Origin of the sequence: Achromobacter sp. AONIH1, from assembly GCF_002902905.1 — a bacterium.
Classification (GTDB): Bacteria; Pseudomonadota; Gammaproteobacteria; order Burkholderiales; family Burkholderiaceae_B; genus Achromobacter.
Map to the genome: position 1 here is coordinate 130,215 of NZ_CP026124.1, position 22,960 is coordinate 153,174.

The window sequence follows — 22,960 nt, forward strand, 5'->3', positions numbered from 1 at the left end:
CAAGCCCGCCGGCGTCCTGGAGCATGCATGCCGACCTCATCCGATTCCGCATGGGCAAGCAAAGCGAACACGCTGGACACGGCCGCGCGCGCCGCGATGGCCCGCTGGACCGGCGGCCTGTCGCCCGCGGCCGGCCTGCTGGCCTGGACGGACTGGGCCTCGCACCTGGCCTGCGCCCCGGGCAAACAGGCTGAACTGGCCAGCCTGGCATTTCGCCAGGCCGCGCAACTGGGCCGCTACCTGCTGCCCGTCACGGCGGCCCAGGCGCCGGACGCCCCCGCTGCCCGTGACCGCCGCTATGCCGGTGAAGGCTGGCGCCAATGGCCCTATAACCTGTGGAGCGAAGGATTCCTGGCGGCCCAGCAGTGGTGGGAACAGGCCACGCAGGGCGTGCCCGGCGTGGACCCCCATCACGCGCAGCTGGCGGCCTTTGCCGCGCGCCAGTGGCTGGACCTGCTGTCGCCGGGCAACCAGATCGCCGGCAACCCCGAAGTGATGCGCCAGACCTGGCAGGAAGGCGGCGCCAACCTGCTGCGCAGCGCCGCCCATGCCTGGGAAGACGCGATGCGCGCGCTGGCCAACCAGCCGCCCGCGGGCGCCGGCGACTACATCCCCGGCAAGCAGGTCGCCGTCACGCCCGGCAAGGTGGTGTGGCGCAACCGGCTGATGGAACTGCTGCAGTACAGCCCCGCCACCCCGACCGTGCGCCCCGAGCCCGTGCTGATCGTGCCGGCCTGGATCATGAAGTACTACATCCTGGACCTGTCGCCGCACAACTCGCTGATCGCCTACCTCGTGCGCCAGGGTCATACGGTGTTCTGCATTTCCTGGAAGAATCCCGGCGCGCAGGACCGCGAGCTGGGCATGGACGACTATCTCGCGCTCGGCATCGGCGAAGCGCTGGACGCCATCGCCGCCATCGTGCCCGACACGCGCGTGCACGCCGCCGGCTACTGCCTGGGCGGCACCCTGCTGGCCATCGCCGCCAGCGCCATGGCGCGCGACGGCGACACGCGCCTGGCCAGCCTGAGCCTGCTGGCCGCGCAGACCGACTTCAGCGAGCCGGGCGAGCTGGCGCTGTTCATCGACGAAAGCCAGGTCAGCCTGCTGGAGGCGCAGATGGCGCGCACCGGCTACCTGACCTCGCGGCAGATGGCCGGCGCATTCCAGATGCTGCGGTCCTATGACCTGCTGTGGTCGCGCATGATCAACGAATACCTGCTGGGCCGGCGAGCGCCCATGTCGGACCTGATGGCCTGGAATGCCGACGCGACCCGCATGCCCGCGCGCATGCACGGCCAATACCTGCGCCAGCTGTTCCTGCACAACGACCTGGCGGCCAACCGGTATCGGGTCGACGGCCGCCCGGTGATGCTGCGCGACCTGCGGCTGCCCTTGTTCTGCGTAGGCACCGAGAACGACCACGTGGCGCCATGGCGCTCCGTGTTCAAGCTGCACGGCCTGACGCCAGCGCCGCTGGACTTCGTGCTGACCAGCGGCGGCCATAACGCCGGCATCGTCAGCGAACCCGGCCACCCGCGCCGCCGCTACCGCAGTCTGGCGCATCCCGCCGGCGGCCCCACGCTGACGCCGGACGAGTGGCTGCAGGCCGCGCCCGCGCACGACGGTTCATGGTGGCCGGCCTGGACGAGCTGGCTCGCCGGCCTTTCCGGCAAGCCCCGCAAGCCGCCCGCCCTGGGCGCGCCGCGCCAAGGCTATCCCGTGCTGGCGGACGCGCCCGGCGCCTATGTCCTGGAGAAAGAGGAATGACCCCAGACCTGCCCGCCCGACCGGCATCCGCGCGCGTGCTGCGCGCGCTAGGCGCGGCGCTGCTGCCGCTGCTGGCGGGCGGCTGCCTGTCCATGGCGCCCGATTACCAGCGTCCCGCCGCACCGGTGCCCACGACCTATGAGCAGGCGCCCACGGCGGACGCCGAGACGCCGGCGGCGGCGACCGTCAACTGGCGCGACTACTACACCGACCCGATCCTGCAAGACCTGATCGACAGCGCGCTGCGCAACAACCGCGACCTGCGCACGGCGCTGCTGCGCGTCGAGGAAGCGCGCGCGCTCTATGGCATCCAGCGCGCCGACCAGTTCCCCACGATAGGCGTGCAGGCCGACGGGTCGCGCGCCCGCGTGCCGGGCGACCTGAACCTGACGCGCCAGCCGCAGATCAGCAGCCAGTACCAGGTAGGCGTCGGCATGGCGAGCTGGGAGCTGGATTTCTGGGGCCGCGTGCGCAGCCTGAAGGACGCCGCGCTGCAAAACTACCTGGCCTCCGACGCCGCCGCCAGGGCCGCCACGCTCAGCCTCATCACGCAGGTGGCCGACGGCTACCTGACGCTGCGCGAGCTGGACGAACGCCTGGCGCTGACGCGCGCGACCATTGCCTCGCGCGCCGAATCGCTGCGCATCTTCAAGCGCCGCTTCGAGGTCGGCGCGATCTCGCGGCTGGACCTGACCCAGGTGGAAACGCTGTGGCAGCAGGCCACGGCGCTGGGCGCGGACCTGGAACAGAGCCGCGCGGCGCAGGCCCACGCGCTGGCGCTGCTGGCGGGCGGCCCGCTGGCGCTGCCTCCGGCCGGCGCGCGGCTGGACGACGCCGCCGTCATGCGCGACCTGCCGGCGGGACTGCCGTCCGACCTGCTGGCCAGCCGCCCCGACATCGTCGCGGCCGAGCACCGTCTAAAAGCCGCCAACGCCAACATCGGCGCCGCCCGCGCCGCCTTCTTCCCGTCCATCACGCTGACCGGCGCCTACGGCACCGCCAGCGCCGAGCTGGACGGCCTGTTCGACAGCGGCAGCCGCGCCTGGAGCTTCGCGCCGAAGCTGAGCCTGCCGATCTTCGACGCCGGCCGCCGCTCCGCCGCGCTGGACCTGGCCGAGACGCGCCGCGACCAGGCCGTGGCCGGCTACGAGAAAGCCATCCAGAGCGCTTTCCGCGACGTGTCCGATGCGCTGTCGGCGCGCCACTGGCTGGCCGAGCAGGTGGAGGTGTTGCGCGCCACCGTCGCCGCGCAGGGCGAGCGCGCCCGGCTGGCCCAGCTGCGCTACGACCACGGCGCCTCGCCCTACCTGGAAGTGCTGGACGCGCAACGCGACCTGCTGGCCGCGCAGCAGAAGCTGGTGCAGACGCGGCGCGCGCTGCTGTCCAGCCGCGTCGGCCTGTACGCGGCGCTGGGCGGCGGCACGCGCCCGCCTGCCCTGACCGAGACGCCCACCCCATCCGCCACACCCGCCGATGCCGCCTCGCCCGCGCCGGTTCGCGGCCAATAAACCCGAAGGATCTCCTCCCATGCGCATACCCGCCAAGAAACTGCTTCCCGCCCTGCTCGTCGTAGCCGTGGCTGGCGCCGGCTACCTGGGCTGGCGCCTGCTGGGCGACCACGGCCCCGGCGAAGGCTTCATCAGCGGCAACGGCCGCATCGAAGCCACCGAGATCGATGTCGCCGCCAAGCTGCCCGGCCGCGTGCAGGACGTGCTGGTCAAGGAAGGCGACTTTGTCGCCGCCGGCCAGCCGCTGGCGCGCATGCAGGTCGATACCCTGTTGGCCCAGCGCGCCGAGGCCGTGGCCCAGCAGCAGCGCGCGATCAACGGCGTGGCCAGCGCCGCCGCCCAGACCGCGCAGCGCGAAAGCGACAAGCTGGCGGCCCAGGCCGTGGTGGCGCAGCGCGAGAGCGAGCTGGACGCCGCGCGCCGGCGCCTGGCGCGCTCCGAAACCTTATCGCGCGAAGGCGCCTCGTCGATCCAGGAACTGGACGACGACCGCGCCCGCGTGCGCAGCGTCCAGGCCGCCGTGCATGCCGCGCGCGCCCAGGTGACGGCCGCGGCCGCCGCCATCGAGGCCGCGCGCGCCGCCCAGGTGGGCGCGCAATCGGCGGTCGAGGCGGCGCAGGCCACGGTCGCGCGCATCGACGCCGACCTGGCCGACAGCGAGCTGCGCGCGCCGCGCGCCGGCCGCGTGCAGTATCGCGTGGCGCAACCGGGCGAAGTGCTGGGCGCGGGCGGCAAGGTGCTCAACATGGTCGACCTGGCCGACGTCTACATGACCTTCTTCCTGCCCGAGCAGGCCGCCGGCCGCGTGGCGCTCGGCCAGGACGTGCGCATCATCCTGGACGCCGCGCCGCAGTACGTCATTCCGGCCGCCGTGTCCTTCGTCGCCAGCACCGCCCAGTTCACGCCCAAGACGGTGGAAACCGCCAGCGAGCGGCAGAAGCTGATGTTCCGCGTGAAGGCCCAGATCAGTCCCGAGCTGCTGCACAAGCACCTGCAACAGGTCAAGACCGGCCTGCCCGGCGTGGCCTGGATCAAGCTGGATGCCGGCGCGCAGTGGCCCGCCCAACTTGAAGTTCGGGTGCCCTGATGGCCACGCAACCCGTCGTCCCCTCCGCCGCGCCGCCCGTCGCGTCGCTGGCCGGCGTCAGCCTGCGCTACGGCGAGGTGCTGGCGCTGGACGACGTGACGCTGGACGTGCCGGCGGGCCGCATGGTGGGCCTGATCGGCCCGGACGGCGTGGGCAAGTCCAGCCTGCTGTCGCTGGTGGCCGGCGCGCGCGCCGCGCAGGACGGGCGCGTGACGGTGCTGGGCGGCGACATGGCCGACGGCCGCCACCGTGACGCCGTCTGCCCGCGCATCGCCTACATGCCGCAGGGCCTGGGCAAGAACCTCTACCCGACCCTGTCGGTGGAAGAGAACCTGCAATTCTTCGGCCGGCTGTTCGGCCATGACGCGGCCGAGCGGCGCCGGCGCATCGACAGCCTGACGCGCAGCACCGGCATGGCGGCCTTCCTGTCGCGCCCGGCCGGCAAGCTGTCCGGCGGCATGAAGCAGAAGCTGGGGCTGTGCTGCGCGCTGATCCACGACCCGGACCTGCTGATCCTGGACGAACCGACCACCGGCGTGGACCCGCTGGCGCGCGCGCAGTTCTGGGACCTGATCAACGCCATCCGCGCCGAGCGCCCCGCCATGAGCGTGATCGTGGCCACGGCCTACATGGACGAGGCGCGGCGCTTCGACTGGTTGATCGCGCTGGACGACGGTCGCGTGCTGGCCCAGGACACACCCGCCGGGCTGCAGGCGCGCGGCCGCGCCGCCTCGCTGGAGGAAGCCTTCATCGCGCTCTTGCCCGAAGAGAAGCGCCGCGGCCACGAGCCGGTGCGCATCGTGCCGCTGGCGCTGGACGACCAGGCCGAGATCGCCATTGAGGCGCGCGACCTGACCATGCGCTTCGGCGACTTCGTGGCCGTGGACCACGTCAACTTCCGCATCCGCAAGGGCGAGATCTTCGGCTTCCTGGGCTCGAACGGCTGCGGCAAGTCCACCACCATGAAGATGCTGACCGGCCTGCTGCCGGCCAGCGAGGGCCGCGCCTGGCTGTTCGGCCAGGAGGTCGATCCGAGGAACATCGACACGCGCCGCCGCGTCGGCTACATGTCGCAGGCCTTCTCGCTGTACGGCGAGCTGACGGTGGAACAGAACCTGGTGCTGCACGCCCGGCTGTTCCACGTGCCCGAGGCCGAGATTCCCGCGCGCGTGGACGAGATGGCCGCGCGCTTCAGCCTGGACGCGGTGCGCGACGCGCTGCCCGAGAACCTGCCCATGGGCGTGCGCCAGCGCCTGTCGCTGGCCGTGGCCATGGTGCACAAGCCCGAGCTGCTGATCCTGGACGAACCGACCTCGGGCGTGGACCCGGTGGCGCGCGACAACTTCTGGCGCCTCCTGATCGCGCTGGCGCGGCAGGACCAGGTCACGATCTTCATCTCCACGCACTTCATGAACGAGGCCGAGCGCTGCGACCGCATGTCGCTGATGCACGCGGGCCGCGTGCTGGTCAGCGCCTCGCCCGCCGAGATCACGCGCGAGCGCGGCGCGGCCACGCTGGAAGAGGCCTTTATCGCCTACCTGATCGACGCCGGCGCCGGCGCCAAGGCGGACGCGCCGGCCATCGAGGACGCCGCCGCCCAACCCGCCGCCCCCGTCGTCCACCGTCGCTTCAGCCCGCAGCGCATGCTGAGCTATATGTGGCGCGAAGCGCTGGAGCTGCGGCGCGACCCGGTGCGCGCCACGCTGGCGCTGGCCGGCTCGCTGCTGTTGATGTTCGTCATCGGCTTCGGCATCAGCCTGGACGTGGAAGACCTGCGCTACGCGGTGATGGACCGCGACCAGACCGGGTTGAGCCAGAACTACGCGCTGAACCTGTCCGGCTCGCGCTACTTCATCGAACATCGACCCGTAACGGACTACCAGGACATGGACGCGCGCATGCGCAGCGGCGAGCTGTCACTGGCCATCGAGATCCCGCAGGGCTTCGCCCGCGACGTGCAGCGCGGCAAGCCGGCGCAGATCGGCGTGTGGATCGACGGCGCCATGCCGCAGCGCGCCGAGACCATCCGTGGCTACGTGCTGGGCATGCACCAGGGCTGGCTGGCGCAGCAGGCGCGCGAGCGCCTGGGCGTCTCCACGGCGGCCACCGCCAGCGTGGAGACGCGCTTTCGCTACAACCCCGACGTGCGCAGCCTGCCGGCGATGGTGCCGGCCGTGATTCCGCTGCTGCTGCTCATGATGCCCGCCATGCTGACCGCGCTGGCGGTGGTGCGGGAGAAAGAGCTGGGCTCCATCATCAACCTGTACGTCACGCCGGTCACGCGGCTGGAATTCCTGCTGGGCAAACAGGCGCCCTATGTGGCGCTGGCCATGCTGAACTTCCTGCTGATGGCCTTGCTGGCGGTGACGGTGTTCGGCGTGCCGGTCACGGGCAGCTTCGCCACGCTGCTGCTGGCGGCGCTGATCTACAACGTGGTGGCCACCGCCATCGGCCTGCTGGCCTCGACCTTCACGCGCAGCCAGATCGCGGCGCTGTTCTTCACCATGATCGGCACGCTGGTGCCTGCGGTGCAGTTCGCCGGCCTGCTCACGCCGGTCGCCTCGCTGGAAGGCCTGGGCAAGCTGATCGGCCAGGTCTACCCGGCCACGCACATGCTCACCATCAGCCGTGGCGTCTTCAGCAAGGCGCTGGACCTGTCCAACCTGCAGTCCTCGTTCTGGCCGCTGCTGGCGGCCATACCGGTGGCGCTGGGCGCGTCGGCGCTGCTGCTGCGCAAACAGGAGCGCTGAAATGCGGCACTGGTCCAATATCTGGCGACTGGGCGTGAAGGAACTGTGGAGCCTGGCGCGCGACCCGATGATGCTGATCCTGATCACGGTGTCGTTCACGCTGATGATCTACACGGCCGCCACCGCCGTGCCCGAGTCGCTGCACAACGCCGCCATCGCCGTGGTCGACGAGGACGGCTCGCCGCTGTCGGCGCGCATCGTCTCGGCCTTCTACCCTCCGCACTTCACGCGCCCGGCGATGGTGACGCCGGCGCAGGCCGACGCCGGCATGGACGCCGGCCGCTACACCTTCGCGCTGAACATCCCGCCCGACTTCCAGCGCGACGTGCTGGCCGGCCGGCCGGCGCAGATCCAGCTCAATGTGGACGCCACCCGCATGAGCCAGGCCTTCACCGGCAGCAACTACATCCAGCAGATCGTCGCCGACGAGATCAACGAGTTCGCGCGCCGCTACCGCGCCAGCGCCGAGCCGCCGGTGGGCCTGGCGGTGCGCATGCGCTTCAACCCCAACCTGACCCAGGCCTGGTTCGGCGCGCTGATGGAGATCATCAACAACGTCACCATGCTGTCCATCATCCTGACCGGCGCCGCGCTGATCCGCGAGCGCGAGCACGGCACCATCGAACACCTGCTTGTCATGCCGGTGACACCGACGGAGATCATGGTCGCCAAAGTGTGGTCGATGGGGCTGGTCGTACTGGCGTCGGCCGCGCTATCGTTGACGTTCATCGTGCGCGGGCTGCTGCAAGTGCCGATAGAAGGGTCCGTCGCCCTGTTCCTGGCCGGCGCGGCCCTGCACCTGTTCGCCACCACCTCGATGGGCATCTTCATGGCCACGCTGGCGCGCAGCATGCCGCAATTCGGCATGCTGCTGGTGCTGGTGCTGCTGCCCTTGCAGATGCTGTCGGGCGGCACCACGCCGCGCGAGAGCATGCCCCAGTTCGTGCAGGACATCATGCTGGCCGCGCCCACCACGCATTTCGTGGAGCTAGGCCAGGCCATTCTCTACCGGGGCGCGGGAATCGACGTCGTCTGGAAACCCTTCCTCGCCCTGGCGCTGATCGGCACCGCGCTGTTCATGTTCTCGCTGGCCCGCTTTCGCAAGACCCTCAGCCAGATGGCTTGAGGCCAAGTATTCGTTGCCCCTTACCACGACACTTTAAAAGGACGGATGATGAAGAAAACGACAGCCTCCACGCCCACGGGTCTGTTCGGCGCCAACGCCGCGTGCTGCCAGCGACTCGCCCTGCTGGCCCAGCAAAGCCAGCAGCGCTGGCTAGCGCTGGGCCAACGCCTGTACGGCGGCGCCGCCGCCGAGTACCTGTCCACCCTGGCCCCGCTCAAGGCGTCCGGCAACTGGCAGGAAATCGCGCCAGCGCTGGGCGAGGTCACCCGCAAGCAATGGCAGGCCCAGCTGGAAGCCAGCAAGGCCCTCACCCATGCCGCGCTCGAGGAGCAGGCCGCGCTGGCGGCCGGCTGGAGCGAGGCCATGAACGGCTGGCTGCATGACGCCGCCGGCGCCGCCACCGGCCTGGCCGCCACGCCCGTGACGCAGTTCTGGTCCAACATGTCCGACCAGGTGGCCAGCGCCTGCGGCGCGATGCGCGAAGCCACGCAGGCGGGAGCCCGACATGGCCAATGACGCTTCCCGCCAAGCACGCACCGCGCTGGTGACCGGCGGCACTGGCTGCCTGGGCCGCGCCATCGCCATCGCGCTGCATGATGCCGGCCACCAGGTCCTGGTGACGTATCACCGCAGCGCGGCCGCCGCCCGCGCCTGGCAGGACGAACAGGCCGGGCTGGGCCGCGACTTCACGCTGTATCAGGTCGACGTGGCCGATAACGCAGCGTGCCAGGCGCTGGTCCGCCAGCTGGAACAGGACGGCCGGCAGGTCGACATCCTGGTCAACAACGCCGGCATCACGCGCGACGCCAGCCTGCGCAAGATGCGCTACGAGGACTGGACCGAGGTGATGCGCAGCAACCTGGACTCGATGTTCAACATGACCCAACCGCTATGCGGGGCCATGTCGGATCGGGGCTGGGGACGTATCGTCAACATCTCGTCGGTCAACGGCAGCAAGGGCGCGTTCGGCCAGGCCAACTACGCGGCGTCCAAGGCCGGCATCCACGGCTTCACCAAGTCGCTGGCGCTGGAGCTGGCCAGGAAGGGCGTGACGGTGAACACCATCTCGCCCGGCTACCTGGCCACCAGCATGGTCAAGGCCGTGCCGGAAGAGGTGCTGAAGGAGAAGATCCTGCCGCAGATCCCGCTGGGCCGGCTGGGCGAGCCGGACGAGGTGGCGGCGCTGGTGGCCTTCGTCTGCAGCGACGCGGCCGCGTTCATGACGGGTAGCAACATCGCCATGAACGGCGGTCAGCACATGTATTGAGCGCCGCCTCTGCCCGCCCGCGCCTCAGGGCCCGGGCGGGCCCAGTTCCTCGACCAGGAAATCGATGAAGGCGCGCACCTTGGCCACCATGTGGCGGCGCGACGGATACACCACGTAGATGTCGGTCTGCACCGGCCGCCAGTCGTCCAGCACGGCGCGCAACGCGCCGCTCGCCAGATCGTCCTGCACATACACGCGCGGCACCAGGCTCAGGCCGAAGCCGGCGCGCAGGGCATCGCGCACCGCCAGGCTGGAGCCGACCTTGTAGCGCCCCCGCACCGGCACGCGCTGGGTCTGCCCCGCGCGCTGGAAGGTCCATTCGTCGGCATGGCCCGACAGCGTGAACTGCACGCACTCATGGCCGCGCAGGTCAGCCGGCGATGCCGGTTCGCCATGACGCGCCAGATAGGCAGGCGCGGCGCACAGCACATGCTCCAGGGTCATCAGCCGGCGCGCCACCAGACTGGAATCCTCCAGCCGGTCCGTGCCGCGTATCGCCAGGTCGTAGCCTTCCTTGACGATGTCCACGCGCCGGTCTTCCAGGTTCAGGTCCAGCGACAGGTCCGGATGGCGCGCCAGGAAGGCGGGAATCGCGGTGGACAGGCGCGTCAGCGTGAAGGACATGGGCGCGCTGACGCGCAGCGTGCCCGTGGGCGCGGATTGCAGCGGCCCGAGCGACTGCTCGGCCTCGCGCAGCTCGTCCAGGATGCGCGCGACCTGCTCGTAGTAGCGCGTGCCCGCCTCGGTCAGGCTCATGCGCCGCGTGGTGCGATTCAGCAGGCGCGCCGCGACGTGGGCCTCGAGTTCGGCGATGTTCTTGCTGACGGCGGCGGGCGACAGGCCGAGCTGCCGCGACGCGGCGGCGAAGCCGCCCTGCTCCACCACTTGCCGGAATACCCGCAGCGCGGTCAGATGGTCCACGGATTATTTACCTTTGGTGAACGATATCGCGATCATAATGGCCATTATCACGAAGCAGGAATTCAATTAGCCTTCCGGTCATGACGCCAAGGCGCCGCACGCACGGTCCTGGATCTCCCCGAAACCCTCAACGGACACCGGCCCGGGCCGCTGCCAGGACATGACCACGAACCGCAGTTCCGACCTCCTGCTCACCTCGGCCGCGCCGGCAATCTGGGGCAGCACCTACGTGGTGACGACGCTGATGTTGCCGCCCGGCATTCCCCTGACCGTGGCCATGCTGCGCGCGCTGCCCGCCGGCCTGCTGCTGCTGTTGTTCGTGCGCCAGCTGCCCCAGGGCGTCTGGTGGCCGCGCGTGTTCCTACTGGGCGCGCTGAACTTCTCGGTGTTCTGGGCCATGCTGTTCGTGGCCGCCTACCGCCTGCCCGGCGGCGTGGCGGCGACGCTGGGCGCGATCCAGCCGCTGCTGGTGATCGCGCTGGCGCGGCTGCTGCTGGGCGCGCCGGTGCGCGGCCTGGCGGTGCTGGCGGCGGCCGCCGGCCTGGGCGGCGTGGCGCTGCTGGTGCTCACGCCCAAGGCGGCGCTGGATCCGGTCGGCGTGGTCGCCGGCCTGGCCAGCGCCGCGTCCATGGCGCTGGGCACGGTGCTCAGTCGCCGCTGGCAACCGCCCGTGTCGGCGCTGACCTTCACGTCCTGGCAATTGACGGCCGGCGGCATCCTGCTGGCGCCGGCCGCCCTGCTGGCCGAGCCCGCGCTGCCCGCGTTCAGCCTGCTGAACGTGGCCGGCATCGCCTACCTGGGCCTGATCGGCGCCGCGCTCACTTATGTGCTGTGGTTTCGCGGCGTGGCGCGGCTGGAACCGGCCGTGGTGTCCTCGCTGGGCTTTCTCAGCCCAGTGACGGCCGTGCTGCTGGGTTGGGGCGTGCTGGGCCAGAGCCTGAGCGCCGCCCAATTGGTCGGCATGGCGGTGGTGGTGGCCAGCGTCTGGCTGAGCCAGCGCGCCCAGCGCATGGCGCCCGCGCCGGCGACGCCGCGCCGCGCGCCGGGCTGAGACCGCATGTGTATGCATAGGTAAATCCGGCAGTCAGCGCGATGGCGGGCGCGGCCGGCTTGCTGCATGATCGGACTCCCATCCATCCCGGGAGACTCCCAATGAGCAGCAAACCCACCATCATCCTGGTCCACGGTTTCTGGGGCGGCGCCGCCCATTGGAGCCGGGTGATCCTGGAACTGTCGCGCCTGGGCCACGCCGGCCTGCACGCCGTCGAGCTGCCGCTGACCTCGCTGGCGGACGACGCCGAACGGCTGCGCAAGATGATCGCCCAGCAGCCTGGCCCGGTGCTGCTGGCCGGCCATTCCTACGGCGGCGCCGTCATCACCGAGGCCGGCAACCAGCCCAACGTCACGGGCCTGGTCTACATCGCCGCCTTCGCGCCCGACGCCGGCGAAAGCGCGGGCGGCCTGACCCAGCAGCGCCCGCCCGCCGCCGCGCCCCACCTGGCGCCCGACAGCGACGGCTACCTGTGGCTGCGCGCCGACAAGTTCCACGAAAGCTTCTGCCAGGACCTGAGCGCCGACGACGCGCTGGTCATGGCCGTGACGCAGAAGGCGCCGCTGGCCTCGGCCTTCGGCACCACGGTGACCCGGCCGGCCTGGCGCGACAAACCGAGCTGGCACCAGATCTCCAGCCAGGACCGCATGATCACGCCCGAGAACCAGACCTGGATGTCCGGCCGCCTGAACGCGCGCAAGGTCATCACGCTGGACGCCAGCCACGCATCGCTCGCCTCGCGCGCACCCGAAGTAGCAGCGCTGATCGACGAGGCGGCGCGCGCCTGAACAGCGGCGCAGTGGCACTGCGCCACGCATGCAGCGGCGCAGAGGGTCCCCCAGGACCAGCTGCGCCGTTTTTCTTGTGCTTCGTCCCCACTATGCGAATTGCGGAAAACAGGCTATTTCCCCAATGAAACCAAGCCTTGTGCGATATCTGCGGCCAAACTGATACGCTTTTTTTAGTTTTCTCTGAATCTGTACTGTTCAACCCGGGAGATCTACTTTGACGGCGTAGCTTCAACACGCACCAGGAACGACCGTCATGGACAGCGACGCGCTATTGCTCGCCCGAATACAGTTCGGCTTCACCATCTCCTTTCACATCATCTTCCCCGCCATCACCATCGGGCTGGCCAGCTATCTGGCGGTGCTCGAGGGCCTGTGGCTGCGCACCCGCGCCACGGTGTACCGGGATCTCTATCACTTCTGGACCAAGATCTTCGCCGTCAACTTCGGCATGGGCGTGGTGTCCGGCCTGGTGATGGCCTATCAGTTCGGCACCAACTGGAGCTTCTTCTCCGACTTCGCCGGCAGCATCACCGGCCCGCTGCTGGCCTACGAGGTGCTGACCGCCTTCTTCCTGGAAGCGGGCTTCCTGGGCGTGATGCTGTTCGGCTGGTCGCGCGTCGGGCCCGGCCTGCACTTTTTTTCCACGGTGATGGTGGCGCTGGGCACGCTGGTGTCGGCCACCTGGATCCTGGCGTCCAACAGCTGGATGCAGACGCCGGCCGGCTACGAGATCGTCAACGGCCAGGTCGTGCCCACGGACTGGCTGGCGGTGATCTTCAATCCGTCCTTCCCCTATCGCCTGGCGCACATGGGCATCGCCGCCTTCCTGGCCACGGCGCTGATGGTGGGCGCGTCCGGCGCCTGGCACCTGCTGCGCGGCGACCGCAGCCCGGCGGTGAAGAAGATGTTCGCGATGGCCATGGGCATGCTGCTGCTGGTCGCGCCGCTGCAGGCCGTGGTGGGCGACGTCCACGGACTGAACACGCTCAAGCACCAGCCCGCCAAGGTCGCTGCCATGGAAGGCCATTGGGAAAACGAGCCGGGCGCCGGCGTGCCGCTGACCCTGTTTGGCCTGCCCGACATGGACAAGGAGGAAACCCGCTACGCGCTCAACATCCCGCGCCTGGGCAGCCTGATCCTCACCCACAGCTGGGACGGGCAGTTCCCCGGCCTGAAGTCCTACCCGGCGGCGGACCGGCCCAACGTGCCGGTGGTGTTCTGGTCCTTCCGCGTCATGGTCGGGTTGGGTCTGCTGATGATCGCGCTGGCGATCTGGGCGCTGTGGACGCGCTGGCGCGGCCGGCTGTACGAATCCCGCGCGCTGCAACGCTTCGCGCTGTGGATGGGACCCTCTGGACTGATCGCCATGCTGGCCGGCTGGTATGTCACCGAAGTGGGCCGCCAGCCCTGGGTGGTGTACGGCGTGATGCGCACGGCCGATGCGGCCACGCCGCACGGGCTGGGCGAACTGACGCTGACGCTGGCGCTGTTCGTGGTGGTGTACCTGCTGGTGTTCGGCGCCGGCGTGTCCTACATGCTGCGCCTGATCCGCATGGGTCCCACGCCAGCCCCCGGCCACGCCCCCCTGTCCGGCGGACCCGGCGAACCGCGCCAGCCGTCGCGCCCCCTGTCCGCCGCCTCCACCGGCGCCGGCCTGCCGCCGCAAACCTCGCATTCGGGAGCCTGAGATGGGCATCGACCTCGCATTGATCTGGGCCGTGATCATCCTGTTCGGCATCATGATGTACGTCATCATGGACGGCTTCGACCTGGGCATCGGCATACTCTTCCCGCTGGTGTCCGACGCCGAGGAGCGCGACGTCATGGTCAACACCGTGGCGCCCGTGTGGGACGGCAACGAGACCTGGCTGGTACTGGGTGGCGCCGGCCTGATGGCCGCCTTTCCGCTGGCCTATTCCGTCATCCTGCACGCGCTGCACCTGCCGCTGGTGTTCATGCTGCTGGGCCTGATCTTCCGTGGCGTGGCCTTCGAGTTCCGCTTCAAGGCCGACGAGCGCCACCGCCCGCTGTGGGACCGCGCCTTCGTGCTGGGCTCGATCTGCGCCACCTTCTTCCAGGGCGTGGCGCTGGGCGCCTACATCGAGGGCATCCCGGTCGTCGGCCGCGTCTACCAGGGCGGTCCCTGGGACTGGATCAGCCCCTTCTCGCTGTTCACCGGCGCGGGCCTGGTGGCCGCCTATGCGCTGCTGGGCTGCACCTGGCTGATCATGAAGACCGAGGGCGCGTTGCAACGCCGCATGTGCCGCGCCGCCAAGCCGCTGACGCTGGCGCTGCTGGCCGTGATCGCCGCGCTCAGCCTGTGGACGCCGCTGGCGCAGCCGCAGATCGCGCAGCGCTGGTTCAGCCTGCCCAATATGTTCTGGTTCCTGCCCGTGCCGCTGCTGGTGGCGGCGGCCGGCTTCGACCTGATCCGCCGCGTGCGGGGCGCGCCCGCCGCCGGCCCCTTCCTGCTGTCGCTGGGGCTGGTGTTCCTGGGCTACAGCGGCCTGGGCATCAGCATCTGGCCGGCCATCATTCCGCCGGACGTCTCGATCTGGACGGCGGCCGCGCCGCCGCAGAGCCTGGGCTTCGCGCTGGTGGGCGCGCTGGCCATCATCCCGGTCATCCTGATGTACACGGCCTGGTCCTATTACGTGTTCCGCGGCAAGGTGCGCGCGGGCGAGGGGTATCACTGATGCAATATCGATCCGACAAGGGCGCCGCCACGACGCTCCCCTCCTGGCGCAGCCGGCTGCTGTGGCTGGCGCTGATCTGGGCCGGCAGCGTCGCCGCGCTGGGCGTGGCGGCCTGGTCCATGCGCCTGGTCATGCGCGCCATCGGCATGTCCCACTGATCCCAATCCCTCTCCTTGCAGGCCGCCCGCGCGGAACCGCCATGAAACGCTATGAGAAGTTGACCGAGGAAATCACCGGCTCGATCCTGTCGGGCCTGCTGCAGGCCGGCGACCGGCTGCCCTCGGTGCGCCAGACCAGCGCCAGCCGCGGCGTCAGCCCTTCGACGGTGTTCAAGGCCTACTACCTGCTGGAGGCGCGCGGCCTGATCCGCGCGCGCGACCGTTCCGGCTACTACGTGCTGCGCGCGCCGCAGGCCACGCTGCCGGAACTGGAGGCCGTCTCCAGCGCCGCTGCCGTCCGCCATCCGGTGGATGTCAGCGACAAGGTGCTGCAGGTGCTCAACGCCACCCTGCGGCGCGACATGCTGCCCTTCGGCTCGGCCTTTCCCAATCCCTCGCTGCTGCCCTATGGCCGGCTGGCCAAGTTCATGGCGTCGACGGTGCAGAAGCTCGACCCCTGGGGCTCGATCGATGACCTCAGCCCCGGCGACGCCGCGCTGCGCCGCGCCATCGCGCTGCGCTACCTGGCCGACGGCCTGACGGTGCCGGTGGACGACATCATCATCACCAACGGCGCGCTGGACGCGCTCAACCTGTGCCTGAGCGCGGTGACGCGGCCGGGCGACGCGGTGATCGTGGAATCGCCGACCTTCTACGCGGCGCTGCAATCGCTGGAACGCAACCAGCTGCACGCCATCGAGGTGGCCACCCATCCGCGCGAGGGCATCGACCTGGACGCGCTGGCCCAGGCCATCGTGCGCCACAAGCCGCGCGCCTGCTGGCTGATGACCACCTTCCAGAACCCGCTGGGCAGCCTGATGCCCGACGCCAAGAAGGAAGCGCTGGTCAAGCTGCTGACGCGCCACGGCGTGGCGCTGATCGAGGACGACGTCTACGGCGAACTCTATTTCGGCGACAAGCGCCCGCGCCCGGCCAAGGCCTTCGACCGCGAGGGGATCGTGATGCACTGTTCCTCGTTCTCGAAGACGCTGGCGCCGGGCTACCGGGTCGGCTGGGTCGCCGGCGGCCGCTACACGCGCCGCATCATGCGCAACAAGCTCACCACCAGCCTGGCCACCGCCGCGCCCACCCAGGCCGCCATCGCCGCCTACCTGGAGAAAGGCGGCTTCGATCGCCACCTGCGCCAGTTCCGCCAGCAGCTGGCCCTGCAACAGGGCGAGATGCTGCAGGCCGTGGCGCGGCATTTTCCCAAGGGCACCCGTGCCACGCGTCCGCAGGGCGGCTACTTCATCTGGGTCGAGCTGCCCGAACGCATCGACACGCTGCAACTGCATCGCGCCGCGCTGGGCCACGGCATCAGCATCGCGCCCGGTCCGCTGTTCTCGGCCACCGGCGGCTTCGGCAACTTCCTGCGGCTGAACTACGGCCATCCGTGGAACGGCGGGCTGGAACAGGGCATGGCGACGCTGGGCAAGCTGATGGGCGGCTAGGGGTGGATTTCCTGAGGGCGCATCTGCGGGACAGCACACTGGTGCCGCGCATCATGTTCATGCCCGCAGAAAAAAAAAAGGCCGGCGCCTCGCGGCGCCGGCCTGATCGTTCACGCCACCGGAATGGCGTCAGTAGCGCGCGTCCTTCGGCTTCTTGCCCTGCGGCCAGTCTTTTTCCTTGCCGGCGAAATCCGGGCGCGGCATGTGCGTGAAGTACTCGGCCACGTCGACCGCGTCCTGGTCCGACAGCACATCGCCCTCGCCCCAGGCGCCGTGGGTGTTCACGCCCATCGGCATGCTGTTGCGGATGAAGGCGGCGGCCTTGTAGGTGCGGGCCAGGCCCGCGCCGATATTGAAGGACTCATCGCCCCACAGCGGCGGGAAAACAATGTCGCCGGCGCGGTCCTTCTTTCCTTCGCCGTTGGCGCCATGGCAGGCCGCGCACTGCGCCGCGTACAGCGACTTGCCACGCTCGGGGTTCGGCGTCAGCTTCATGTCGATGGGCCAGGCGTTCTCGATCTGCACCTTGGCGCCGTGCGGCACGTCCTGGGCCAACCACTTCATGTAGGCGATCATGGCCTGCATCTCGGCCGAGTCCTTGGCCAGCGGCTTGCCGTTCATCGAGCGCATGAAGCAGCCGTTGATGCGGTCCTCCAGCGTCACCACGCGGTTGGCGCGCGGATTGAATTGCGGGAAGGAATTCACCGTGTTGATGTACGGCGCGCCCATCGGCTTCTTGCCCTGCTGCACATGGCAGCTGTTGCAGTTCATGCTGGCGCCGGTGTTGTTGGGCAGCAGGCGGCGCGTCTCGTTCAGGAGGCGCTTGCCGTAGTTGATCTGCTCGGCGTTGGGCTGCCTGGCGATGTCGGTGTCCGACGGAATGGTGTAGTCGGGCAGGCGCTTGCCGTCCTTGTCCAGCACCGGGAAGGTGCGCGCGGGAGCCTGCCTGTCGGCGGCCGGGGGAGCCGGTGTGGCCGGCGCATCGGCCGCGCTGGCGCCCAGCCAGGCGCCGCAAGCCGCCAGCGCGGCCAGCAGCGATGCGAGTTTCAGTTTCCTGCTCATTGTTTGCCTCCGGCGACGATGTTCGGCTTCTTGCCGGCCAGGAATTCGCGGATGTGCGCGACGTCACGCTCGCCGATGGGCGGCGCCTGGTTGGTCCACGCGCCGCGGATGAAGTTGATCACGTCAGTGATGTCCTGATCACTCAAGTGATTGAAAGCCGGCATGGCGAAGGCCATCGCGTCCTGCGCGTTGGACGGCATCCTGCCGCCCTCGAGCGTGATCTGGATGATGGACTGCGGGTTCTGCGCGAACACGGCCGAGTTGCCCGCCAGCGCCGGGAAGATGCGCGGCATGCCCTGGCCGTCGGCGCGGTGGCAGGCCACGCACTGCTCGACGTAGATCACCGCGCCGCGCGAGCCGTAGCGGCCGTCCAGCAACGCCGCCGTGGTGGTGTCGGCCTTGGGCGCGAAAGCCTGCAGCTTGCCCGGGGCGGGCGGCAGCTGTTTCAGGTAGGCCGCGATGGCCTCCAGGTCGGCGTCCGCGAAGTGGCGGGTGCTGTGCTCGACCACGTCGGCCATCGCGCCGAAGGCCGCCACCTTGTCCGTGCGGCCGGTCTTCAGGAACAGCGCGATCTCGGCGGGGCTCCAGGATTGCAGACCCTGCGCCTCGCCGCGCAGGCTCTTGGCGCGCCAGCCGTCGATCACCGCGCCGGTCAGGAAGGCGTCGCCGTCGGCCATCGACAGCGCCTTTTCCTGGTAGGCCAGGCCGCGCGGCGTATGGCAGGCGCCGCAATGGCCGGGGCCTTCCACCAGATAGGCGCCGCGCGTCAGCTTCTCGTCGGCGCCGGCGGGCGCGGCGAACTCGCGCTTGGGCGCGAACATCAGCTGCCACCAGGCCATGGGCCAGCGCATGTTCAGCGGCCAGGGGATGGTCGAATCCGCGCTGGGCTGCTCGACCGGCGCCACGCTGGCCATGAAATAGGCGTACAGCGCGCGCAGGTCCGCGTCCGGCATGATGGCGTAGGACGGATAGGGCATGGCGGGGTACAGCGGCGTGCCGTCCTTGCGGATGCCGTGCTGGACCGCGTTCTTGAAATCGGCGTAGCTATAGGCGCCGATGCCCGTCTTCCTGTCGGGCGTGATGTTCGATGAATAGATGGTGCCCACCGGCGTCTGCATCGCCAGGCCGCCCGCGAAGGGCTTGCCGCCGGGCACGCTGTGACAGGCCACGCAGTCGCCGGTGCGCGCGATATAGGCGCCGGCCTGGACCAGGCTGCGATCCTGGATGTCGACGGGCGCGGGCGCGTCGACCTTGCGGGCGGCGGTCAGCGCTTCTGCGCCGCCGATGGCGATGCCTGCCGCGGCCACAAGGCCCAGCGCCGCCCAGATCCCGAACTTACTCATACTGACCCTCCGTGTCCGCTGGCCTGCGCGCACGTCGGGGAAATTCGTACTGCGTTGTCCAGCCTATGGGATCAGCTTACGCCTTTTAGTAATTAACATATGACCGAACAGCATGAATCTATGGCCGCTGTTTGATCGGCAGCAAACCGGGCGGAAAAGGGGCGGCGCGGCCACCGACCGCGCGCCGAGGCCGCGTCAAACCGCAAGCCCCGGCGCGCCGGCCCAAGACCCGCGCGGCTCAGCCGGGGATCGTCAGACCCCGGACCACGGCGGGCCGGGAGACGAAAGCGTCCAGCACGCGCGCCACATTCTTGTACCGGGTGAACTCGACCAGCTCGCCCGCGCCGTAGAAACCGATCAGGTTGCGCACCCAGGGGAAGATGGCGATGTCGGCGATGGTGTACGTATCGCCCATGACCCAGTCGCGGCCTTGCAGGCGCTGGTCCAGCACGCCCAGCAGACGTCGCGCCTCGGCCACGTAGCGGTCGCGCGGACGCTTGTCTTCATAGTCCTTGCCGGCGAATTTGTGGAAGAAGCCCAGCTGGCCGAACATCGGACCGATGCCGCCCATCTGGAACATCAGCCATTGCAGCGTCTCGAAACGTCCGCCCGCGTCGGCCGGCAGGAACTGGCCGGTCTTGCTGGCCAGGTAAACCAGGATGGCGCCGGACTCGAACAGCGCCAGCGGCTTGCCATCGGGCCCGTTGGGATCGAGGATGGCGGGAATCTTGTTGTTGGGGCTGATCGACAGGAACTCGGGCGTGAACTGGTCCTGCGCATCGAAGCTGACCCGGTGCGCCTCGTAGGGCAGCCCCAGCTCCTCCAGCAGGATCGACACCTTCACGCCATTGGGCGTGGGCAGCGAATACAGCTGGATGCGGTCAGGGTGGCTGGCCGGCCATTTCCTGGTGATGGCGTAGGAATCGAGGGAAGTCATGCGTCGCGCTCCGGGGAATCGGAAGAATGGGGTCGGGAAGGCCGCGCGGGCCCGGGGCCCGTCGCGTCGGGCAAATTTAGCGCAAATCCCCGCCGCCAGGACCGCCCGCCGGACACGCGCCGATTCTTTGAGAGAATAGGCGGCTCGCGCCCTCGTCCGTTCTTCCCGTCAACCCGCGCCCGCCCGACGCATGCCCGCCGTACCGACGATGTCCACACCTATCTGGCTGCGCCCGCTGCTTCTGGCCGGCGCGCTGCTGTCCCCGCCCGCATCCTGCCTGGCCGCCCCCATCGCCGCCGCCTCGGCGGCGGCCGCCCTCGCGCCCACGGCCATCCCCGCCCCCGCGTCCAGCGTCGCGACCAAGGCCAAGACCCACGCCCGGCCCTCGGCGCCGCCTCCTGGCATGCCGCAGTTCGGCGCGGGCGCCTACGGCCGCTACCTGGTGCTGAAGGTGCAGGGCCCGACCGGCCCCCAGCTCGCGCCGCACACGCCCTACCGCCTGTTCCTGACCGGCAAGGATCAGTCCATCCGCAACACGCCCGACGGCAGCGGCGTAATCCACGGCGTGACCGACGCGCAGGGACGCACCGCCTGGATCTGGACCGAGACCGACCACCTGGCCCGCGATTTCACCCTGGTCCGGCTGGCCGGCGACTACAGCTGGGGTCAGGTATTCCAGCTGAGCAGCAGCGGCGAGCACGCGCCGGTGGCCGGATACCCCTACCGCATCGCGCTGCATCAGCGCTGGGGCGAGCTGCAGACCGACATGGGCTATACCTCCGCGCAGGGCAACACGGCCTATGTCAGCGATGCCATGCCTGCGGCCTCGCTCAATCTGTACACGAGCAACGACTTCGATTTCGACCCTGCCTGCTTCACTGAACTGAACATGCTGAACCTGGAGCTGGCCCGGCGCGATCTGGATGCCGCCCGGGAGCGGGTCGCCGCCATGGGCTGCGCGGACGCGCCGGCAGGCAAGGTGGCGCTGGCGACCGTGCTGCTGGGCGCGGGCCAGCCCGAATGGGCGCGGCGCACCGTGGAGGAAGCCACCGCGCCGGCATGGATCGAACGCATCAGCCCGCTGGACGATCAGGCGCTGGCCGACCGCTACATGCTGCACAAGCTGCTGGGCATGCCCGACGCCGCCCTGGCAGACGCCATGGAATTGCAGCGCCGCCAGGCTCGCAAGTCCGGTCGGCCGGATCCGGACTACGCCAACAGCGTCGCCTACTACCTGGCGGACTTCCCGGATTACCTGCCGCAAGCCGAGGCCCAGGCGCGGCGCTCGATCCGCGCGGCCGGCCTGCGGCCCTACAACCAGGCCACGCTGGGCTGGATACGCTTTCTGCGCGGCGACGCCGCCGGCGGGCTGGATATGCTGAAACGCGGCTATGCGGCACAGCCGCGCGATGAGGAAATGGTCGCCGACTACGGCCTGGCGCTATGGCGTGACGGCCAGCAGGCGCTGGCGCGGCGGATCTGGGACCAGGCCGAGGCCCAGTGCGTGTGGGGCCGGCGCCTGTACGATGCGCTGCGCGCCGTGGACTACCCGCATCCACTGTTCCACGCCTCCGGCAGCGCGCAAGTGCAGGCCTACCAGCAGCGCTGCGCGCAGCCCCGGCCGACCCGCGACAAACGCCATCCGCGCGGCGCGGCCGCCTGAGGCGAACCGCGCCAGCGATCCCGGCCCGGGCAGCAGCGCGGGCCGCGCATGCCCGGCTCAGGCCGCGGCAAGCTCCGTGCGCTCTACCGGATCGGCGGCGATCGCCGCCAGGCAGGCCGCCAGCACCTTTTCCGGCGGGATGCTGTTGATGCCCGCGCCGACGACGTCGGGCACGACATCAACGGCGCCAGGACGTTGCCAGAACCATTCGGGGTTGGACTCGTTGAACACGCCCACGTAAGGCACGCCCACGCCCTGCGCGATATGCGAGGGACCGCAGTCATTGGCGACGATCAGGCGCGCGCGCAGCATCAGCGCCGACAGCTCCGGAATGGTCCGGCAATACTCGATCCGGAATTCCGGACGGCGCAGGCTGTTGATCAGTTCAAGCTCGGCGGCCTCGTCCGGCCCCAGCACGAAGGAAAACTGCGTGCCGCGCCCGATCGAGGTCTTGAGCAGGTCCGCCAGCCGGATGTAGTGCGCGATGCTCCAGCGCTTGAACGGACCGGAGCCGCCGCCTGGAATCATCACCACGTCGACCGGCGCCACCGGGCGCTTGCGCTGCTCGGCGATTTCCCGGAAGCAGTTCAGCGCCGCCTGGTGGGGATCGAAGGAACGGTAGGTGCCCAGCAGCCGCAGATTGGCCAGGCCGATGTATTCGCCGATGTTCTTGGGATGCGAATGCGTCCAGGCGCCGTCGCTCAGGCGATTGTTGCGAAAGCCCATGCGCAACGCCGGACGGCGCAGCAGGCTGACCAGCCCGTAGCGCTCGCTGCTGTGATGCAGATTGATCGACGCATTGGCGCGCGCGGGCAGGCAGCGCACGTGTTCGCGGAAGCTGGACACGCGCACGAATTCATCCACCCAGGGCAGGGACGTGTAGTAACGCCCCACGTCATCCCGGGCCACGACCCGCAGCCGCTGCGACGGCCACCATTGCTTGAGCTGATAGAGCGTTGGAAACGCCACGACCTGATCCCCGTAGCGGGGCTGGCTCCTGATATAGACGACCGTATCCGGCATACCCTCTTTCCCGTATTCCCTGAATTGCACCCGCCGCCCTGCGCGACGGATGACTGACATCGAGATTGATTCTCTTATTGGTATCGCGGCGCTTTTTCAGCTGCCGATCACGCCTCGGCCAGCCGCCCTGGACGCTTCTTCCTGTCCCGGGCGCCACGGCCGCTCGCCGTCATCGCAACGGCCACGCCGCCGATGCCGGCATTTGGCGAATTTACCCGCAGCGCCTCAAACGGAATACAAGAGCTTGTTGAATAAATGTGAAGAGTTTTGAAGTCGTTGTTTTTTGTCACAAACAGGTCCGGAGCCGCGCTTGCCTGCGTCCCGTCCGTCCGGCGCTATGATCGGTACATACGCTG

The 22,960-nt window shown here is 69.5% G+C and carries 19 protein-coding genes; 14 read left to right on the top strand and 5 right to left on the bottom strand.

What is annotated here, in order from left to right:
* The first annotated feature begins 27 nt into the window (after positions 1-27).
* The 7 genes from C2U31_RS00540 to phbB are packed head-to-tail and all read left to right on the top strand — an operon-like array spanning position 28 to position 9,508.
* Positions 28-1,770: an alpha/beta hydrolase gene (locus tag C2U31_RS00540; protein ID WP_103271145.1), complete on the top strand. Its 1,743-nt coding sequence runs from the start codon at positions 28-30 to the stop codon at positions 1,768-1,770.
* Positions 1,767-3,278 (top strand): efflux transporter outer membrane subunit, encoded by a 1,512-nt coding sequence (locus C2U31_RS00545; RefSeq protein WP_103271146.1) that lies wholly within the window; start codon positions 1,767-1,769, stop codon positions 3,276-3,278. Before C2U31_RS00540 ends, C2U31_RS00545 begins: the two co-directional genes overlap by 4 nt.
* 19 nt (positions 3,279-3,297) lie before the next feature.
* Positions 3,298-4,365 carry an HlyD family secretion protein gene (locus C2U31_RS00550; protein ID WP_103271147.1) on the top strand — a complete coding sequence of 356 codons (1,068 nt, stop codon included), beginning with the start codon at positions 3,298-3,300 and terminating at the stop codon, positions 4,363-4,365.
* Entirely contained in the window at positions 4,365-7,115 is a 2,751-nt protein-coding gene (gene rbbA, locus C2U31_RS00555) for a ribosome-associated ATPase/putative transporter RbbA (RefSeq protein WP_103271148.1), read from the top strand. The genes C2U31_RS00550 and rbbA overlap by 1 nt, the downstream gene beginning before the upstream one ends.
* Position 7,116: 1 nt before the next feature.
* On the top strand, positions 7,117-8,241 hold the full coding sequence (locus tag C2U31_RS00560; protein ID WP_103271149.1) for an ABC transporter permease: 1,125 nt from the start codon (positions 7,117-7,119) through the stop codon (positions 8,239-8,241).
* Positions 8,242-8,289: 48 nt separating this feature from the next.
* Positions 8,290-8,757: a hypothetical protein gene (locus C2U31_RS00565; RefSeq protein ID WP_103276200.1), complete on the top strand. Its 468-nt coding sequence runs from the start codon at positions 8,290-8,292 to the stop codon at positions 8,755-8,757.
* The gene (phbB, locus tag C2U31_RS00570) at positions 8,747-9,508 is read left to right on the top strand and encodes an acetoacetyl-CoA reductase (protein WP_103271150.1); all 762 of its coding nucleotides are present in this window, start codon (positions 8,747-8,749) and stop codon (positions 9,506-9,508) included. Before C2U31_RS00565 ends, phbB begins: the two co-directional genes overlap by 11 nt.
* A gap of 24 nt (positions 9,509-9,532) precedes the next feature.
* On the opposite strand, the gene C2U31_RS00575 is transcribed toward phbB, so the two are convergent.
* Positions 9,533-10,429 carry a LysR family transcriptional regulator gene (locus tag C2U31_RS00575; RefSeq protein WP_103271151.1) on the bottom strand — a complete coding sequence of 299 codons (897 nt, stop codon included), beginning with the start codon at positions 10,427-10,429 and terminating at the stop codon, positions 9,533-9,535.
* A 160-nt stretch (positions 10,430-10,589) separates the two neighbouring features.
* Between C2U31_RS00575 and C2U31_RS00580 the strand changes: the two genes are divergently transcribed.
* From C2U31_RS00580 to C2U31_RS00605, 6 genes are all read left to right on the top strand, one after another.
* Positions 10,590-11,480, top strand: coding sequence for an EamA family transporter (locus C2U31_RS00580; protein ID WP_103271152.1), 891 nt, complete (start codon positions 10,590-10,592; stop codon positions 11,478-11,480).
* 101 nt (positions 11,481-11,581) lie between these two features.
* Positions 11,582-12,268 carry an alpha/beta hydrolase gene (locus tag C2U31_RS00585; RefSeq protein ID WP_103271153.1) on the top strand — a complete coding sequence of 229 codons (687 nt, stop codon included), beginning with the start codon at positions 11,582-11,584 and terminating at the stop codon, positions 12,266-12,268.
* A 256-nt stretch (positions 12,269-12,524) separates the two neighbouring features.
* The gene (locus C2U31_RS00590; protein WP_103271154.1) at positions 12,525-13,958 is read left to right on the top strand and encodes a cytochrome ubiquinol oxidase subunit I; all 1,434 of its coding nucleotides are present in this window, start codon (positions 12,525-12,527) and stop codon (positions 13,956-13,958) included.
* A gap of 1 nt (position 13,959) precedes the next feature.
* Positions 13,960-14,967 (top strand): cytochrome d ubiquinol oxidase subunit II, encoded by a 1,008-nt coding sequence (cydB, locus tag C2U31_RS00595; protein WP_103271155.1) that lies wholly within the window; start codon positions 13,960-13,962, stop codon positions 14,965-14,967.
* Positions 14,967-15,125, top strand: a complete 159-nt coding sequence (locus C2U31_RS00600; protein WP_103271156.1) for a DUF2474 domain-containing protein — start codon at positions 14,967-14,969, stop codon at positions 15,123-15,125. Before cydB ends, C2U31_RS00600 begins: the two co-directional genes overlap by 1 nt.
* A 41-nt stretch (positions 15,126-15,166) precedes the next feature.
* Positions 15,167-16,576, top strand: coding sequence for a PLP-dependent aminotransferase family protein (locus tag C2U31_RS00605; protein WP_103271157.1), 1,410 nt, complete (start codon positions 15,167-15,169; stop codon positions 16,574-16,576).
* A 129-nt stretch (positions 16,577-16,705) separates the two neighbouring features.
* On the opposite strand, the gene C2U31_RS00610 is transcribed toward C2U31_RS00605, so the two are convergent.
* The 3 genes from C2U31_RS00610 to C2U31_RS00620 form a co-directional block, all read right to left on the bottom strand.
* A complete protein-coding gene (locus C2U31_RS00610; RefSeq protein ID WP_103271158.1) occupies positions 16,706-17,638 on the bottom strand; it encodes a c-type cytochrome in 933 nt (310 codons plus the stop codon).
* Positions 17,635-18,981, bottom strand: coding sequence for a cytochrome c (locus tag C2U31_RS00615; RefSeq protein WP_103271159.1), 1,347 nt, complete (start codon positions 18,979-18,981; stop codon positions 17,635-17,637). Before C2U31_RS00615 ends, C2U31_RS00610 begins: the two co-directional genes overlap by 4 nt.
* A 238-nt stretch (positions 18,982-19,219) precedes the next feature.
* On the bottom strand, positions 19,220-19,918 hold the full coding sequence (locus C2U31_RS00620; protein WP_103271160.1) for a glutathione S-transferase N-terminal domain-containing protein: 699 nt from the start codon (positions 19,916-19,918) through the stop codon (positions 19,220-19,222).
* 208 nt (positions 19,919-20,126) lie between these two features.
* Between C2U31_RS00620 and C2U31_RS00630 the strand changes: the two genes are divergently transcribed.
* Entirely contained in the window at positions 20,127-21,581 is a 1,455-nt protein-coding gene (locus C2U31_RS00630; RefSeq protein WP_233772575.1) for a tetratricopeptide repeat protein, read from the top strand.
* Positions 21,582-21,638: 57 nt separating this feature from the next.
* Here C2U31_RS00630 and C2U31_RS00635 read toward each other — a convergent pair whose 3' ends face one another.
* Positions 21,639-22,604 (bottom strand): glycosyltransferase family 9 protein, encoded by a 966-nt coding sequence (locus C2U31_RS00635; protein ID WP_103271162.1) that lies wholly within the window; start codon positions 22,602-22,604, stop codon positions 21,639-21,641.
* Between the last annotated feature and the right edge of the window lie 356 nt (positions 22,605-22,960).